Source organism: Streptomyces sp. NPDC096152, from assembly GCF_044763235.1.
Classification (GTDB): domain Bacteria; phylum Actinomycetota; class Actinomycetes; order Streptomycetales; family Streptomycetaceae; genus Streptomyces.
In genome coordinates, this window is sequence record NZ_JBIWFW010000004.1 from 563,409 (window position 1) to 578,252 (window position 14,844).

The following is a 14,844-nucleotide window of genomic DNA, read 5'->3' on the forward strand; positions in this document are numbered from 1 at the left end:
GGAGAGCGGCACTATGAACCGGACAGCCGGGAGGGCGCCGGTTCATGGCTGAAACGGGCCGCCGGCACCGGTTGCCCGTGGCCCCGTCTCCGGGAGGACCCAGTGGCGAAAGCGCCTAGGGACGTGACGCAGCTCGCCGCCACCGATACGGCGCTGGCGGCACGGATGCTCAGCGAGGTGCGCTCCGCGGCGCTCGCCGGGCAGCGCACGCGGATGCCTCCGCGGCCGGTGATCGGGCAGTCCTGGGAACGCATGCTGCGCGGCGGGGTCGACCCCGACCGCGACTTCCGCGCCGGGCTGCTGCCCCGCGAGGAGGTGGAGCGGCGCCGGGAGACCTCGCCGCTCAGGCCGGTGCTGCCGGTGCTGCGCCAGGGTCTGCTGTCGGTGGCGGACGTCGCCCACCACATCATGGTGGTCGCCGACGCGGACGGCCGGGTGCTGTGGCGGGAGGGGAGCCCGTCGGTGCTGCGCCGGGCCGACGGGCTGGGTTTCGAACTGGGCGCGGACTGGGGGGAGGACGTCGTCGGCACCAACGGCGTGGGCACCCCGGCGGTGGTGCGCAGACCCGTGCAGGTATTCGCCTCCGAGCACTTCGTCCGCTCGCACGCGGCCTGGACCTGCGCCGGCGCCCCGATCACGGACCCCCGGGACGGCCGGCTGCTCGGTGTGGTGGACGTCAGCGGCCCGCTGGAGACCATGCACCCGGCGACGCTGGCCTGGGTCGACTCGGTGGCCAAGCTGGCCGAGGCGAGGCTGCGGGAGCGGCATCTGGCCTCGCTGGAGCGGCTGCGCGCGGTGGCGGCGCCGGTGCTGGCCCGGCTGGGCGGCCGCGCGGCGGTGGTGGACCGGGACGGCTGGACGGCGGCGGTGGCGGGAATGCCGTACACCCCGCGGATCGTGCTGCCCAAGTCGCCGTCGGCGGGTCGCCGGTGGCTGCCCTCGGTCGGCCTGTGCCGCCTGGAGCCGCTGGCGGGCGGCTGGCTGGTGCGGGCCGGTGAGGATCCGGCCGGGCAGGGCGCGGCCCGGATCGCGCTGGATCTGGGGCGGCCGCGCCGCTGGTCGGTGACGGTCTCCGGCGGTGCGGGCTCCTGGAGCCACGAATTGAGTCCCCGGCACGCAGAGTTGCTGTATCTGCTCGCCGTGCACCGCGCCGGCCGCAGCGCGGCGGAGCTGGCCGAGGACGTCTTCGGCGATCCGGCCCGCAGGGTGACGGTGCGCGCCGAGATGTCCCGGGTACGACGCTATCTCGGGGCGTTCCTGGAGCACCGGCCGTACCGGTTCGGCCAGGACGCGGAGGTCGAGGTGGTGCTGCCGGAGGATCCGCGCGACCTGCTGCCGCACTCGGCGGCACGGACGGTGCGGAACGGGCGTGAGGGGGGCCGGGTGCCGTGAGAGGTTCGCGTGAGGTAGCACGGATGGCCTTTAGGTGACATCTTCCGCATATTTGCAGGGTCTTATGCCTGCGGCGCCCCGGACTGCCGTAGCATCGCCTCTGGGTCGCCCCACCTGCTCCTTGGTCAACGCACTGACCTTGCGGCGCAGTTGGCCCGCCTCGGGAGGTTGTCCATGAAACATCGCGGCCGACACCGCCGGCGCCGGCGGGGCAGGGCACTGCGCGCCGTCCTGTCCGGGACGGCCCTCGCCCTCACCGCCGCCGCGACGCTGATCAGCGCCTCGCAGGCCACGGTCGAGAACAGCCCCGGGGCCCTGAAGGCGCTCACCTCCCCCGCCGACCTCGGCCGGCTGCGGCTGACCGAGCAGCGGGTGCCGCAGCGGTCCCTGGACCGGCTGGCCGCGGCGATGGGCCGGCCGGTCGGCGTCGGCGCGGTGCTGCGCGCCGCCGACCGCACGCTGCGCGACGCGGCCGACTGCACCCGCGAGGAGCGGAAGGCGCTGCCGGTCGTGCCCGAGCCCACCCGCGCGTACTGCTGGGACCCCGCCGACGCCGCCACGAGCCTGTGGCGTCCGGAGTCGGTGACCACCTCGGGCGACGCCGACGACGACGGCGCGTGGGGGACGAACCGCGTGATCCTCTCCGGCTGGACCCGCGGTGGCGGCCCGGACGCGGACCGCGGGCTGGCCCGGGTGGCCTTCGTCGACGCGGACGACCCGGCCCGCCTCAGCTACACCTGGGCCCTGCTCGCCGTCCCGGTCGACGGCGGGCGCGACTACCGCGGGCTCGTCTCGCGGGTGTCCGGCATGGTCTGGTACCAGGACAAGCTCCTGGTCACCGCCTCGGGCGCCGAGCGGGACGCGCTGTACGTCTTCGACCTGCACCGCATCCAGCGCGCCACCGTCGCCGGGGACGCGGTCGGCAAGGTGCCCGGCGGATGGTCGGCCCACGGCTACCGCTGGGTGCTGCCCGCCGTCGCCTCGTACCGCCCGGTCGGCGCGGGATGCGACCGGGCGGCACCGGGCGCCCCCTGTCCCGACAGCCTGTCGCTGGACCGCGGCTCCGCTCCGGACAGCCTGGTCGCGAGCGAGGCGGGGCCCCGGGGCAGCGAGCGGCCCACGCGTCTGTGGCGGTACTCGTTCAGCCGGGACCCGGCCCGCTCCGGCCTGCTGGCCGCGGGCTCCGCCGGGACGGTGGCCGCGGACGAGGCGTACGAGTCGAAGGCGGACGGGGTGCGGGGCGTGCTGTCGTACCGGACCGGCCCGTCCGCGCGTCCCGGCTGGTACCTGGTCCGGCCCCCCGGCTCCCGGGGCGGGCACGGCACGCTGTGGCGGCAGGACGTGCGGGGCGCGAAGGCGGCCACGTGCGGCTCCGAGGACACCCACCGCTGCTGGGGCGACGGCACCGGGTCCCTGTCCTACTGGCAGGGCACCGGCGAGGTCTGGTCGCTGTCGGGGCGGACCCTGTTCGCAGTGCCGCTGTCCTCCGTGGAGCGCGCGCTGCGATAGCCGTCCCCCGTGGAGCACGCTGCGACAGTGGTCACCTACGATCGACAGCCCACGGGGGCGGGTGATTCCCTGACCGGCATGACGAACATCGCCGTGACCACCTGGTCCCTGGAGCAGACCGCCCCGAGCGACCTCCTTCCCGCCGCCGCGCCCGAGGGAGACGTCCGGATCGTCCGCGCCGAGGTGCCCTCACCGGAGTTCAGCCGGTTCCTGTACGCGTCCGTGGGCGGCGACATCCGCTGGACGGACCGGCTCGGCTGGTCGTACGCGCGGTGGCGGGAGCACCTGGAGCGGCCGGCCGTCGAGACATGGGTGGCGTACGACCGGGGCACGCCGGCCGGGTACATCGAGCTGGAGGCGCAGGACGACGGGGTCGTGGAGATCGTCTACTTCGGGCTGATCCCCGCCTTCCGGGGCCGCCGGATCGGCGGGCACCTGCTGTCGTACGGCGCCGCCCGCGCCTGGGACCTCGCGGACCGGTGGCCGGGGCTCGCGCCGACCAAGCGCGTCTGGGTGCACACGTGCAGCAAGGACGGCGAGCACGCGATGGACAACTACGAGCGGCGCGGGTTCAAGCTGTTCGACACCCAGGTCGAGGAGGAACCGGAGGTTCCCACTCCGGGCCCCTGGCCCGGGGCGTACCCGGCCTGACCTGCACGGACCGGGCCGCTGCCGCACCCTGTGACCGAAGACACCCTTGTCCCGTATTCCGGGACAAGGGTGTCCGCATGATGGATAAAGCTGGACTGTGTCCAGATCTCCGTGCCACGCTGCCGTCATGTCTGGAACTGGAATCGCCTTGGTGAGTCGACGGCACGTCGACCTCGGCCGCATGTCCAGCGCCATCTGTCCGGCGAGCTGATCCGACCCCGGAGGCCTTTCGCCCCGGGTCCGGCAACGCCGATCCCCCGTTTTCCCCGCCTGCCGCGCACTGACGCACGCGGGTGCCCCCTGCGTACATCCGCGCAGGTCAGGGCCGTTTCCTGCCTGTTTCGAAGTCCCGAAGGACGTATCAGCCATGGCCGCCACCCCCCAGAAGCCCGCCGCCGCGACTCCCCGCCGCAAGGTGAGCCGTCACCGTGGCGAGGGTCAGTGGGCCGTGGGTCACTTCACCCCGCTCAACGGCAACGAGCAGGTCAAGAAGGACGACGACGGTCTCAATGTGCGGACACGTATTGAGACGATCTACTCCAAGCGGGGCTTCGACTCGATCGACCCCAGCGACCTGCGCGGCCGGATGCGCTGGTGGGGCCTCTACACCCAGCGCAAGCCCGGGATCGACGGCGGCAAGACCGCGGTCCTGGAGCCGGAGGAGCTGGACGACCGCTACTTCATGCTGCGGGTCCGCGTCGACGGCGGCGCGCTCACCACGCGGCAGCTGCGGGTGATCGGCGAGATCTCGCAGGAGTTCGCGCGTGGCACCGCCGACATCACCGACCGGCAGAACGTGCAGTACCACTGGATCCGCATCGAGGACGTGCCCGAGATCTGGAACCGGCTGGAGGCCGTGGGGCTGTCCACGGTGACCGCCTGCGGCGACACCCCCCGCGTGATGATCGGCTCCCCGGTCGCCGGCATCGCCGAGGACGAGATCATCGACGGCACCCCCGCGCTGGAGGAGATGAAGCGCCGGGTGCTCGGCAACCCGGCGTACTCGAACCTCCCGCGGAAGTTCAAGACGGCCATCTCGGGTTCGCCCGTGCTGGACGTGGTCCACGAGATCAACGACGTCGCGTTCGTCGGCGTCCGCCACCCCGAGCACGGGCCGGGCTTCGACCTGTGGGTCGGCGGCGGCCTGTCCACCAACCCCAAGCTGGGCGTGCGGCTGGGCGCCTGGGTGCCGCTGGACGAGGTCCCGGACGTCTACGAGGGCGTGCTTTCGATCTTCCGCGACTACGGCTACCGCCGGCTGCGCAACCGGGCCCGGCTGAAGTTCCTCGTCGCCGACTGGGGTGCCGAGAAGTTCCGCCGGGTGCTGGAGGACGAGTACCTGCAGCGGAAGCTGACCGACGGTCCCGCCCCCGAGCAGCCCGTGCAGCGGTGGCGCGACCACATCGGCGTGCACCGCCAGCGCGACGGCCGCTTCTACGTCGGTTTCGCGCCGCGGGTCGGCCGCGTCGACGGCGCCACGCTGACGAAGATCGCCGATCTGGCCGAGTCGCACGGCTCCGGACGGATCCGCACCACCGTCGAGCAGAAGATGATCGTCCTCGACGTCGCGGAGGAGCAGGTCGACTCCCTGGTCGACGGCCTTGAGGCGCTGGACCTGACCGCCCGGCCGTCCTCGTTCCGGCGCGGCACCATGGCCTGCACCGGCATCGAGTTCTGCAAGCTCGCCATCGTCGAGACCAAGGCCCGCGGCTCCCACCTGATCGACGAACTGGAGCGCCGCCTGCCGGACTTCGACGAGCCGATCACCATCAACCTCAACGGCTGCCCGAACGCCTGCGCCCGTATCCAGGTCGCGGACATCGGTCTCAAGGGCCAGCTCGTCGTCGACGACGAGGGCGAGCAGGTCGAGGGCTTCCAGGTGCACCTGGGCGGCGCGCTGGGCCTGGAGGCCGGGTTCGGCCGCAAGGTCCGCGGTCTGAAGGTCACTTCGGAGGAGCTGCCCGACTACGTCGAGCGCGTCCTCAGGCGCTACCAGGCGGAGCGCGAGGACGGCGAGCGCTTCGCCGCCTGGGCCGCCCGCGCCTCCGAGGAGGCGCTGTCGTGAGCGAGCGTGCGGTGCCCTTCCACTGCCCCTACTGCGGCGAGGAGGACCTGCGGCCGAGCGAGGAGGGCCACGGTGCCTGGGAATGCGCGGCGTGCAACCGGGCCTTCCGGCTGAAGTTCCTGGGGCTGCTGGCGCGGGGGCTGAGGCGGGCCGACGACCAAGGGGACGAGCGGATATGACGACCACTCAGGAAGAACCCACCGAACACGACCTGAAGGCGCTGGCCGAGCAGGCGGGCCGGGACCTGGAGGACGCCTCCGCCCTGGAGATCCTCCAGTGGGCGGCGCGGACCTTCGGCAGGCGGTTCTGCGTCACCTCGTCCATGGAGGACGCGGTGGTCGCCCATCTCGCCTCCCGTGCCCTGCCGGGCGTGGACGTGGTGTTCCTGGACACCGGCTACCACTTCCCGGAGACCATCGGCACCCGTGACGCGGTGGAGGCCGTGATGGACGTCAACGTCATCACGCTCACCCCCCGGCAGACGGTCGCCGAGCAGGACGCCGGGTACGGCCCGAGGCTGCACGACCGCGACCCCGACCTGTGCTGCCGGCTGCGCAAGGTGCGGCCGCTGGAGGAGGGGCTCGCGGGCTACCGGGCCTGGGCGACCGGGCTGCGCCGCGACGAGTCCCCGACCCGGGCGGACACCCCGGTCGTCGGCTGGGACGACCGGCGGCGCAAGGTCAAGATCTCGCCCATCGCCCGCTGGAGCCAGGCCGACGTGGACGCCTACGTCGCCGAACACGGCGTGCTCACCAACCCGTTGCTGATGGACGGGTACCCCTCCGTCGGCTGCGCCCCCTGCACCCGGCGGGTGCTGGAGGGCGAGGACGCGCGCGCCGGCCGCTGGGCGGGACGCGCCAAGACCGAGTGCGGGCTGCACGGCTGACCATGACCGAGCTCTCTACGAATCAGGAGTTCCACGTGACCACCGGAGCCACCGTCTGGCTCACGGGTCTGCCGAGTGCCGGCAAGACCACCATCGCGCACGAGCTGGCCGGCCGGCTGCGCGCGGAGGGCCACCGCGTCGAGGTGCTCGACGGCGACGAGATCCGCGAGTTCGTCTCCGCGGGTCTCGGCTTCAGCCGTGAGGACCGGCACACCAACGTCCAGCGCATCGGCTTCGTCGCCGAACTCCTCGCCCGTAACGGCGTGACCGCGCTGGTCCCGGTGATCGCGCCGTACGCGGACAGCCGCGACGCGGTGCGCAAGCGGCACGAAACCAACGGGACGGCCTACCTGGAGGTGCACGTGGCGACCCCGGTGGAGGTGTGCTCCGTGCGCGATGTGAAGGGCCTGTACGCCCGGCAGGCGGCGGGTGAGCTGACCGGCCTGACCGGGGTCGACGACCCGTACGAGGAGCCCGAGTCGCCCGATCTGCGGATCGAGTCGCAGCACCAGAGCGTGCAGGAGTCCGCGGCGTCGGTGTACGCCCTGCTCAGCGAAAGGGGACTGGCATGACGACCGCCACCGAGCTCCAGGACGGCACCCGGAGCCCGTACGCGCTCTCCCACCTCGACGCCCTGGAGTCCGAGGCGGTGCACATCTTCCGCGAGGTCGCGGGGGAGTTCGAGAACCCGGTGATCCTCTTCTCCGGCGGCAAGGACTCCATCCTCATGCTGCACCTGGCGCTGAAGGCGTTCACGCCCGCGCCGGTGCCGTTCGCGCTGCTGCACGTCGACACCGGGCACAACTTCCCCGAGGTCATCGACTACCGCGACCGCGCGGTGGCCCGGCACGGCCTGCGGCTGCACGTGGCCTCCGTGCAGGACTACATCGACCGCGGTGTGCTCAAGGAGCGCCCCGACGGCACCCGCAACCCGCTGCAGACGCTGCCGCTGACGGAGAAGATCCAGAGCGAGCGGTTCGACGCGGTCTTCGGCGGCGGCCGCCGCGACGAGGAGAAGGCGCGCGCCAAGGAGCGGGTGTTCTCGCTGCGCGACGAGTTCTCCCAGTGGGACCCGCGGCGCCAGCGCCCCGAGCTGTGGAACCTCTACAACGGGCGGCACGCGCCCGGAGAGCACGTGCGGGTCTTCCCGCTGTCCAACTGGACCGAGCTGGACGTCTGGCAGTACATCGCCCGGGAGGGCATCGAGCTGCCGGAGATCTACTTCGCGCACGAGCGGGAGGTGTTCCGGCGGTCGGGGATGTGGCTGACGGCGGGCGAGTGGGGCGGTCCGAAGGACGGCGAGACCGTGGAGAAGCGCCAGGTGCGCTACCGGACCGTCGGTGACATGTCGTGCACGGGCGCGGTCGACTCCGACGCGGTGACGCTGGAGGCGGTCATCGCCGAGATCGCCGCGTCCCGGCTGACCGAGCGCGGGGCGACCCGCGCCGACGACAAGCTCTCCGAGGCCGCGATGGAAGACCGCAAGCGCGAGGGGTACTTCTAGCCATGACCAGCACCACCGAACCCACCGAGCCGCTGTCGGTCGAGCAGCTGTCGGAGACCACCCTGCTGCGGTTCGCCACCGCGGGCTCCGTCGACGACGGCAAGTCGACCCTGGTCGGCCGTCTGCTGCACGACTCCAAGTCGGTCCTGACCGACCAGCTGGAGGCCGTGGAACGCGCCTCGGCCGGCCGCGGGCAGCAGGGCCCGGACCTCGCCCTCCTCACGGACGGCCTGCGCGCCGAGCGGGAGCAGGGCATCACCATCGACGTGGCCTACCGCTACTTCGCCACCGCGCGCCGCCGCTTCATCCTCGCCGACACCCCGGGCCATGTGCAGTACACCCGGAACATGGTCACCGGCGCCTCGACGGCCGAGCTGACGGTGATCCTGGTCGACGCCCGCAACGGCGTGGTCGAGCAGACCCGCCGGCACGCCGCGATCGCCGCCCTGCTGCGCGTCCCGCACGTCGTCCTCGCCGTGAACAAGATGGACCTGGTCGGCTACCAGGAGTCCGTGTTCGCCGGAATCGCCGAGGAGTTCACGGCGTACGCGACCGAGCTGGGCGTCCCGGAGGTCACCGCGATCCCGATCTCCGCGCTCGCCGGCGACAACGTGGTGGAGGCGTCCGCGACCATGGACTGGTACGGCGGCCCCACCGTCCTCGAACACCTGGAGACCGTGCCGGTCAGCCACGACCTGGCGCACTGCCACGCGCGTCTGCCCGTGCAGTACGTGATCCGCCCGCAGACCGCCGATCTGCCGGACTACCGGGGCTACGCGGGCCAGATCGCCGCCGGCGGCTTCCGGGTCGGCGAGCGGGTCACGGTCCTGCCCTCGGGGCGTACCTCGCGGATCAGCGGCATCGACCTGCTCGGTGAGCCGGTCGACGTGGCCTGGACGACGCAGTCGGTGACCGTCCAGCTGGAGGACGACATCGACGTCTCGCGCGGCGACCTGATCGTGCCGAGCAAGGACGCGCCCGCGACCACGCAGGACGTGGAGGCGACCGTCTGCCACGTCGCCGACCAGCCGCTCACCGTCGGCCACCGGGTGCTGCTCAAGCACGGCACCCGCACGGTCAAGGCGATCGTCAAGGACATCCCCTCCCGCCTCACCCTCGACGACCTGTCCCTGCACCCGCACCCGGGACAGCTCGCCGCCAACGACATCGGCCGGGTGAAGATCCGCACCGCCGAGCCGCTGCCGGTCGACTCCTACGCCGACTCGCGCCGCACCGGCTCGTTCATCCTGATCGACCCGAGCGACGGCACCACGCTGACCGCGGGCATGGTCGGCGAGTCGTTCGCCGCGCCGGAGCCGGTCCGGGACGGGGCCGAGGACGACGGGTGGGACTTCTGAGATGAACTCCACCGATTTCTACACGACGTTCGCGAAGGAGGGCGGCCGGGTCGGCAGCGGCGCCCTCGGAAGCGGGCAGGGCGGAGTGGCGCGATGTGCGCGATGACGTACGCGCACCGCCTGCGCGCCCCGTCCCCCCACAGGAAGCGACGAAAACCCTTTGCCGACCTCCCGGCCACGACCTGAGAGACCGTGACCGCCGGGCCTCCGAGAGGAAACCCTCCCGTGCCTGCCACACCCTCGCTCCGCCGTACCCTCGCGGTGATCGCCGCGCTGCCGCTGCTCACCCTGGCCGCCTGCGGCTACGGTTCCGAGGCCAAGGACGACTCCTCCCGCCAGCAGGTCGCCGCCGGGGCGAAGAAGGTCGACGGCCTCGACTCCGTGAAGATCGGCTACTTCGGCAACCTGACCCACGCGACCGCGCTCGTCGGACGTGAGCAGGGCATCTTCCAGAAGGAACTCGGCGCCACCAAGGCCCGGTACGCCACCTTCAACGCCGGCCCCTCCGAGATCGAGGCCCTCAACGCCGGCTCCATAGACATCGGCTGGATCGGCCCCTCCCCCGCGATCAACGGCTACACCAAGTCGGGCGGCAAGAACCTGAAGATCATCGGGGGTTCGGCGTCCGGTGGTGTGAAGCTGGTCGTGAACCCGAAGAAGATCACGTCCCTGAAGGACGTCGAGGGCAAGCGGATCGCCACGCCCCAGCTCGGCAACACGCAGGACGTCGCGTTCCTCAACTGGGCCGCCGGCCAGGGCTGGAAGGTGGACCCCCAGAGCGGCAAGGGCGACGTCACCGTCGTCCGCAGCGACAACAAGGTGACCCCGGACGCCTTCAGGTCCGGCTCGATCGACGGCGCCTGGGTCCCCGAGCCCACCGCGTCCAAGCTGGTCGCCGAGGGCGGCAGGGTGCTGCTCGACGAGTCCTCGCTGTGGCCCGGCAAGAAGTTCGTGATCACGAACATCATCGTGTCGCAGAAGTTCCTCGCCCGGCATCCGAAGGCCGTCGAGGCCGTGCTGAGGGCCTCCGTCGCGACCAACAAGTGGATCCACGCCAACCCGGACCGGGCGAAGGCCGCCGCGAACAGGCAGCTGGAGGCGGACTCCGGCAAGGCGCTGCCCGCGAACGTCCTGGACCCCGCGTGGAAGTCGATCCAGACCACCGACGACCCGCTGGCCTCGACCCTCGGCACCGAGGCGGAGCACGCGGCCAGGGCCGGTCTGCTGGCCGAGCCCGACCTGAAGGGGATCTACGACCTCACGATCCTCAACAAGGTCCTTGAGGGCGCGGGCCGGAGCACCGTGTCCGACGCCGGTCTCGGCACACGCTGACCCACGACCCCGACCCATTGCAGGAGGTGACGACCATGGCCACGATCCTCGCCAAGGCCGACGAATCCGTCGCGCACGCGGCTCGCCTTGAGCGTGTCTCGAAGTCCTTCGCGGGACCGGGTGGGCGGCAGCTCGTCCTGGACGACATCAGCCTCGATGTCGCGCCCGGCGAGTTCGTCACCCTCCTGGGGGCCTCGGGCTGCGGCAAGTCCACGCTGCTGAACCTGGTGGCGGGCCTGGACCGGCCCACCACCGGCTCCATCACGACGGGCGGGCGTCCGGCGCTGATGTTCCAGGAGCACGCCCTGTTCCCGTGGCTGACCGCGGGCAAGAACATCGAACTCGCCCTGAAACTCAGGGGGGTTCCCCGGTCCGACCGGCGCGGCAAGGCCGAGGAGCTGCTCGAACTCGTCCGGCTGAAGGGCGCGTACGGCAAGCGGGTGCACGAGCTGTCGGGCGGGATGCGCCAGCGTGTGGCGATGGCGCGCGCCCTCGCGCAGGAGAGCGGCCTGCTGCTGATGGACGAGCCCTTCGCCGCGCTGGACGCCATCACCCGGGACGTGCTGCACGACGAGCTGACCCGGATCTGGCAGGAGACGGGCCTGTCCGTCCTGTTCGTGACGCACAACGTGCGCGAGGCGGTACGTCTCGCGCAGCGCGTCGTTCTGCTGTCCTCCCGGCCGGGCCGGGTGGCCCGCGAGTGGACGGTCGACATTCCGCAGCCGCGGCGCATCGAGGACGCCCCGGTGGCCGAACTGTCCATCGAGATCACCGAAGTACTGCGGGGGGAGATCCGGCGCCATGGCCAGCACTGAGACCAGGACGGCCCAGGACGCGGCGAGCGTCGAGGCGGGCCTCGACGCGCTGGAGGCGAGGACGGCGGGCCGCCCGCCGTTCCGGCAGACCCTCGTGCACAAGATCCTGCCGCCGGTGATCGCCGTCGTGGTGGTCCTCGCCGTGTGGCAGGGGCTGATCACCCTCAGGATCGTCGCGGACCCGACCAAGCTGCCCTCGCCGGCCGCGGTGTGGCACACGGTCCGGGAGGCGTGGCTGCAGGGCACCCTGCTCGGCTTCATCTGGACCAGCGTCTCGCGCGGTCTGCTGGGCTTCTTCTTCGCCCTGCTCATCGGCACCCCTCTGGGCCTGCTGGTGGCCCGGGTGAGGTTCGTGCGCGCGGCCATCGGCCCGATCCTGTCCGGTCTGCAGTCGCTGCCGTCGGTGGCGTGGGTGCCCCCGGCCGTGATCTGGCTCGGCCTGGACAACTCGATGATGTACGCGGTGATCCTGCTCGGCGCGGTGCCCTCGATCGCCAACGGCCTGGTCTCCGGCGTCGACCAGGTATCGCCGCTGTTCCTGCGGGCGGGCCGCACCATGGGGGCGTCCGGCCTGAAGGGCACCTGGCACATCACGCTGCCCGCCGCGCTGCCCGGCTATGTGGCCGGTCTGAAGCAGGGCTGGGCGTTCGCCTGGCGCTCGCTGATGGCGGCGGAGATCATCGCCTCCTTCCCGGACCTCGGCGTGGGCCTCGGCCAGTTGCTGGAGAACGGCCGCAACGCCAGCGACATGGCCATGGTCTTCGAGGCCATCCTGCTCATCCTGATCGTCGGCATCGCCATCGACCTGCTGATCTTCAGTCCGCTGGAGCGGTGGGTGCTGCGCAGCCGCGGACTCCTCGTCAAGGGCTGAACTCCCATGCGCCACCCGTCCCCCGTCCTCGTGGTCGTCGCCCACGGCAGCCGCGACGCGCGCCATGCCGCGACCGTGCACGCCCTCGTCGAGAGGGTGCGCCGGATGCGGCCCGGGCTGCGCGTGGAGACCGGATTCCTGGACTTCAACGTCCCGTCCGTGCCGGCGGTGCTGGGGTCGCTGGCGGCGGAGGGGGTGCGGGACGTCGTGGTCCTGCCGCTGCTGCTGACCCGCGCCTTCCACGCGAAGGCGGACATCCCGGCGGTGCTGCGGGAGGCGCCCCCGCGGCTGCGGATCCGGCAGGCGGAGGTCCTCGGCCCGTCGCCGCTGCTGATCGGGGCCCTGGAGCGGCGCCTGTACGAGGCGGGGCTGGACCCCGCCGAGAAGTCCTCGACCGGGCTCGTGCTGGCCTCGGCGGGGTCCACCGACCCGGAGGCGAGCGCGGTGATCGCAGACATCGCGCGGGAGTGGCGGCACACCGGTTGGTGCGCCGTGCGGCCCGCGTTCGCCTCCGCGTCCCTGCCCCGCACCGAGGACGCGGTGCGGGAACTGCGGGCGCTCGGCTGCGCGCGGGTCGCGGTCGCGCCGTACGTCCTCGCGCCGGGCTTTCTGCCGGACCGCATCGCGCGGGGCGCGGCCGAGGCGCGGGCGGACGTCCTGGCCGAGGTGCTGGGCCCGGCCCCGGAGGTGGCACGCGTACTGCTGGAGCGGTACGACGCGGCGCGCAGGCCGGCCCTGACCGCGCTGGGCGCCTGAGGGCGACCCGGTTTCGGGCTCCGGCTCCGGGCTCCGGCTCCGGGCTCCGGGCTCCGGGCTCCGGGCTCCGGGCTCCGGGCTCCGGGCTCCGGGCAGGCTGTCCCGGGAGCCGGGCAGGCTGTCCCGGGAGCCGGGGGGCCGGGCAGGCTGTCCCGGGAGCCGGGGGGCCGGGCGGGCTGTCCCGGCCCGGGAAACGGGAGGTGTCCGCGGGCCGGCACTCCCCCGTGGTGCCGGTCCGCGGGCGGCCGGCCACCGCCCGCCGGAAGGCCGGCGTGCCGTGGTCGGCTTCTGCTTCAGCGTCACGACGGGCGCATGTGTCACCGCGGGGCGTGCGTCAGGGTCGATTTTCGGCCGTCAGTCGAACCGCAGGGCGCCGGTGCGGGTGCGCTTGAGTTCGAAGAGGTCGGGGCAGCTCGCCAACACCCGGAAGCTGTCGAAGAGTTCGGCCGCGCGGGCACCCCGCGGGACGGCGCCCAGCACCGGGCCGAACCACACCGTCCCGTCGACATGAAGGGTGGGCGTGCCCACGTAGCCGCCCGAGTCGGGCTCGGCACCGGCGTCGTGGCTGCGGCGCACGGCGTCGTCGTACGACGGGTCGTGGGCGGCGCGGGCGAGTTCGGCCGGAAGTCCGAGTTCGGCGAGGGACTCGGCGATCACCGCGTCGAAGTCCTCCCCCGCGCCCTCGTGGATGCGGGTGCCGAACGCCGTGTAGAGGTCGCGCAGCACCTTGTCGCCGTACTGTGCGGCGGCGGCCACGGCGACCCGTACCGGGCCGAGGGACTTGTCGACCAATGTCCGGTACCAGTCGGGCAGTTCGTTGCCGATGTTGTGCAGGTAGAGGCTCATCGCGTGGAACCGGAGGTCGAGCGGCCGCTCGCGCTCGACCTCCAGCAGCCAGCGGGAGGTGATCCAGGCGAAGGGGCAGGCGGGGTCGAAGTAGAAGTCGACACGGGTGGGCGAGGTGGTCGTCATGTCCGCGAGGCTAACGGCGCACCGGCACACCTTCCCGGCCCAATCAGCGGGCTTTTCCCTGGTCCACCCGGGTCGGCCACCGTCGGCGGGGCGGCTCCTCGAACGGCGCCCCGCGGTCACTCCCCGGCGGTCAGCTCGATCAGCTTGAGCACGGTGTTCCAGTTCCGCGTGGTGGCGATCAGCCCCTTGGTGAGCCGGGGCCGCGACAGCTGCTCGGCGAGCTTGGAACGGCCGAGGCCGTCGGGGGCGTAGAGGTACAGGGCCCGGTCGCCGAGGCGGAACTCCTCGGGGAGATGGCTGCCGGGGTCGATCTCCGCGAAGCGGGCCGCCTCGACGGCCTGGGAGAAGTACGTGACGTGCAGCTGCTTCCCCTCCAGCCCGGCGGCCGGGAACGGGCAGGCCTCGGCGACGGCCCGCAGATAGGAGTGGTCGCGCACGATCACGTCCACCGTGAAACCGAACCGCTTCTCGACTGCCGACGCCAGCTCCGCGGCGAGCGACTCCTCGTCGCCGTGCCCGGTGGCGAAGACGGCCTGGCCGCTCTGGAGATAGGTGCCGACCCCGGCGTAGCCGAGCCCGTCCATGAGCGCGCGCAGCTCGGCCATCGGGAGCTTTCTGCTGCCGCCGACGTTGATCCCGCGCAGCAGCGCCGCATACCTCGTCATGCCCCCACCATAGAGCGGCCGTCGTGCCCCGTGGGGGCGGGCACGACGGCCACCGGCCGTGGGGCCGG

General features: G+C 72.5%; 16 protein-coding genes. 14 read left to right on the forward strand and 2 right to left on the reverse strand.

The window, feature by feature from the left end; translation table 11 throughout:
* Positions 1-102: 102 nt before the first annotated feature.
* The 14 genes from ACIQ9G_RS17050 to ACIQ9G_RS17115 all read left to right on the forward strand — a co-directional run bounded on the left by ACIQ9G_RS17050 (position 103) and on the right by ACIQ9G_RS17115 (position 13,139).
* Positions 103-1,392 carry a GAF domain-containing protein gene (locus ACIQ9G_RS17050; protein ID WP_403609679.1) on the forward strand — a complete coding sequence of 430 codons (1,290 nt, stop codon included), beginning with the start codon at positions 103-105 and terminating at the stop codon, positions 1,390-1,392.
* Positions 1,393-1,566: 174 nt separating this feature from the next.
* Complete coding sequence (locus ACIQ9G_RS17055; RefSeq protein WP_403609682.1) at positions 1,567-2,901, forward strand: hypothetical protein; 1,335 nt, start codon at positions 1,567-1,569, stop codon at positions 2,899-2,901.
* Between the two features lie 78 nt (positions 2,902-2,979).
* Positions 2,980-3,552 (forward strand): GNAT family N-acetyltransferase, encoded by a 573-nt coding sequence (locus ACIQ9G_RS17060; RefSeq protein ID WP_403609685.1) that lies wholly within the window; start codon positions 2,980-2,982, stop codon positions 3,550-3,552.
* A 127-nt stretch (positions 3,553-3,679) separates the two neighbouring features.
* A complete protein-coding gene (locus ACIQ9G_RS17065; RefSeq protein WP_309486338.1) occupies positions 3,680-3,763 on the forward strand; it encodes a putative leader peptide in 84 nt (27 codons plus the stop codon).
* Between the two features lie 156 nt (positions 3,764-3,919).
* Positions 3,920-5,617, forward strand: a complete 1,698-nt coding sequence (locus ACIQ9G_RS17070; RefSeq protein WP_403609688.1) for a nitrite/sulfite reductase — start codon at positions 3,920-3,922, stop codon at positions 5,615-5,617.
* Complete coding sequence (locus ACIQ9G_RS17075) at positions 5,614-5,796, forward strand: hypothetical protein (RefSeq protein ID WP_403609690.1); 183 nt, start codon at positions 5,614-5,616, stop codon at positions 5,794-5,796. Before ACIQ9G_RS17070 ends, ACIQ9G_RS17075 begins: the two co-directional genes overlap by 4 nt.
* On the forward strand, positions 5,793-6,503 hold the full coding sequence (locus ACIQ9G_RS17080) for a phosphoadenylyl-sulfate reductase (protein WP_403609692.1): 711 nt from the start codon (positions 5,793-5,795) through the stop codon (positions 6,501-6,503). Before ACIQ9G_RS17075 ends, ACIQ9G_RS17080 begins: the two co-directional genes overlap by 4 nt.
* Positions 6,504-6,538: 35 nt before the next feature.
* Positions 6,539-7,075, forward strand: a complete 537-nt coding sequence (cysC, locus tag ACIQ9G_RS17085) for an adenylyl-sulfate kinase (protein WP_403609694.1) — start codon at positions 6,539-6,541, stop codon at positions 7,073-7,075.
* A complete protein-coding gene (gene cysD, locus ACIQ9G_RS17090) occupies positions 7,072-8,007 on the forward strand; it encodes a sulfate adenylyltransferase subunit CysD (protein ID WP_356184468.1) in 936 nt (311 codons plus the stop codon). The genes cysC and cysD overlap by 4 nt, the downstream gene beginning before the upstream one ends.
* Before the next feature lie 2 nt (positions 8,008-8,009).
* Entirely contained in the window at positions 8,010-9,365 is a 1,356-nt protein-coding gene (locus ACIQ9G_RS17095; protein ID WP_403609697.1) for a sulfate adenylyltransferase subunit 1, read from the forward strand.
* 225 nt (positions 9,366-9,590) lie between these two features.
* Complete coding sequence (locus tag ACIQ9G_RS17100; RefSeq protein ID WP_403609699.1) at positions 9,591-10,697, forward strand: aliphatic sulfonate ABC transporter substrate-binding protein; 1,107 nt, start codon at positions 9,591-9,593, stop codon at positions 10,695-10,697.
* A 35-nt stretch (positions 10,698-10,732) separates the two neighbouring features.
* On the forward strand, positions 10,733-11,512 hold the full coding sequence (locus ACIQ9G_RS17105; protein ID WP_403609702.1) for an ABC transporter ATP-binding protein: 780 nt from the start codon (positions 10,733-10,735) through the stop codon (positions 11,510-11,512).
* Positions 11,499-12,383, forward strand: a complete 885-nt coding sequence (locus ACIQ9G_RS17110) for an ABC transporter permease (protein ID WP_403609704.1) — start codon at positions 11,499-11,501, stop codon at positions 12,381-12,383. Before ACIQ9G_RS17105 ends, ACIQ9G_RS17110 begins: the two co-directional genes overlap by 14 nt.
* A 6-nt stretch (positions 12,384-12,389) precedes the next feature.
* Positions 12,390-13,139: a sirohydrochlorin chelatase gene (locus ACIQ9G_RS17115; RefSeq protein ID WP_403609705.1), complete on the forward strand. Its 750-nt coding sequence runs from the start codon at positions 12,390-12,392 to the stop codon at positions 13,137-13,139.
* Positions 13,140-13,493: 354 nt separating this feature from the next.
* Here the strand turns inward: ACIQ9G_RS17115 and ACIQ9G_RS17120 are convergent, their stop codons facing one another.
* Together ACIQ9G_RS17120 and ACIQ9G_RS17125 are read right to left on the reverse strand one after the other, a co-directional pair.
* Positions 13,494-14,111 (reverse strand): DsbA family protein, encoded by a 618-nt coding sequence (locus ACIQ9G_RS17120; RefSeq protein ID WP_403609709.1) that lies wholly within the window; start codon positions 14,109-14,111, stop codon positions 13,494-13,496.
* 116 nt (positions 14,112-14,227) lie between these two features.
* Positions 14,228-14,776, reverse strand: coding sequence for a DUF1697 domain-containing protein (locus ACIQ9G_RS17125; RefSeq protein ID WP_403609711.1), 549 nt, complete (start codon positions 14,774-14,776; stop codon positions 14,228-14,230).
* Positions 14,777-14,844 lie beyond the last annotated feature (68 nt).

Coding starts and splice junctions, on each gene's coding strand:
- ACIQ9G_RS17055 (WP_403609682.1), top strand. CDS start 1,567: ATGAAACATCGCGGCCGACACCGCCGGCGCCGGCGGGGCAGGGCACTG.
- ACIQ9G_RS17060 (WP_403609685.1), top strand. CDS start 2,980: ATGACGAACATCGCCGTGACCACCTGGTCCCTGGAGCAGACCGCCCCG.
- ACIQ9G_RS17065 (WP_309486338.1), top strand. CDS start 3,680: ATGTCTGGAACTGGAATCGCCTTGGTGAGTCGACGGCACGTCGACCTC.
- ACIQ9G_RS17070 (WP_403609688.1), top strand. CDS start 3,920: ATGGCCGCCACCCCCCAGAAGCCCGCCGCCGCGACTCCCCGCCGCAAG.
- ACIQ9G_RS17080 (WP_403609692.1), top strand. CDS start 5,793: ATGACGACCACTCAGGAAGAACCCACCGAACACGACCTGAAGGCGCTG.
- cysD (WP_356184468.1), top strand. CDS start 7,072: ATGACGACCGCCACCGAGCTCCAGGACGGCACCCGGAGCCCGTACGCG.
- ACIQ9G_RS17095 (WP_403609697.1), top strand. CDS start 8,010: ATGACCAGCACCACCGAACCCACCGAGCCGCTGTCGGTCGAGCAGCTG.
- ACIQ9G_RS17105 (WP_403609702.1), top strand. CDS start 10,733: ATGGCCACGATCCTCGCCAAGGCCGACGAATCCGTCGCGCACGCGGCT.
- ACIQ9G_RS17110 (WP_403609704.1), top strand. CDS start 11,499: ATGGCCAGCACTGAGACCAGGACGGCCCAGGACGCGGCGAGCGTCGAG.
- ACIQ9G_RS17115 (WP_403609705.1), top strand. CDS start 12,390: ATGCGCCACCCGTCCCCCGTCCTCGTGGTCGTCGCCCACGGCAGCCGC.
- ACIQ9G_RS17120 (WP_403609709.1), bottom strand. CDS start 14,111: ATGACGACCACCTCGCCCACCCGTGTCGACTTCTACTTCGACCCCGCC.
- ACIQ9G_RS17125 (WP_403609711.1), bottom strand. CDS start 14,776: ATGACGAGGTATGCGGCGCTGCTGCGCGGGATCAACGTCGGCGGCAGC.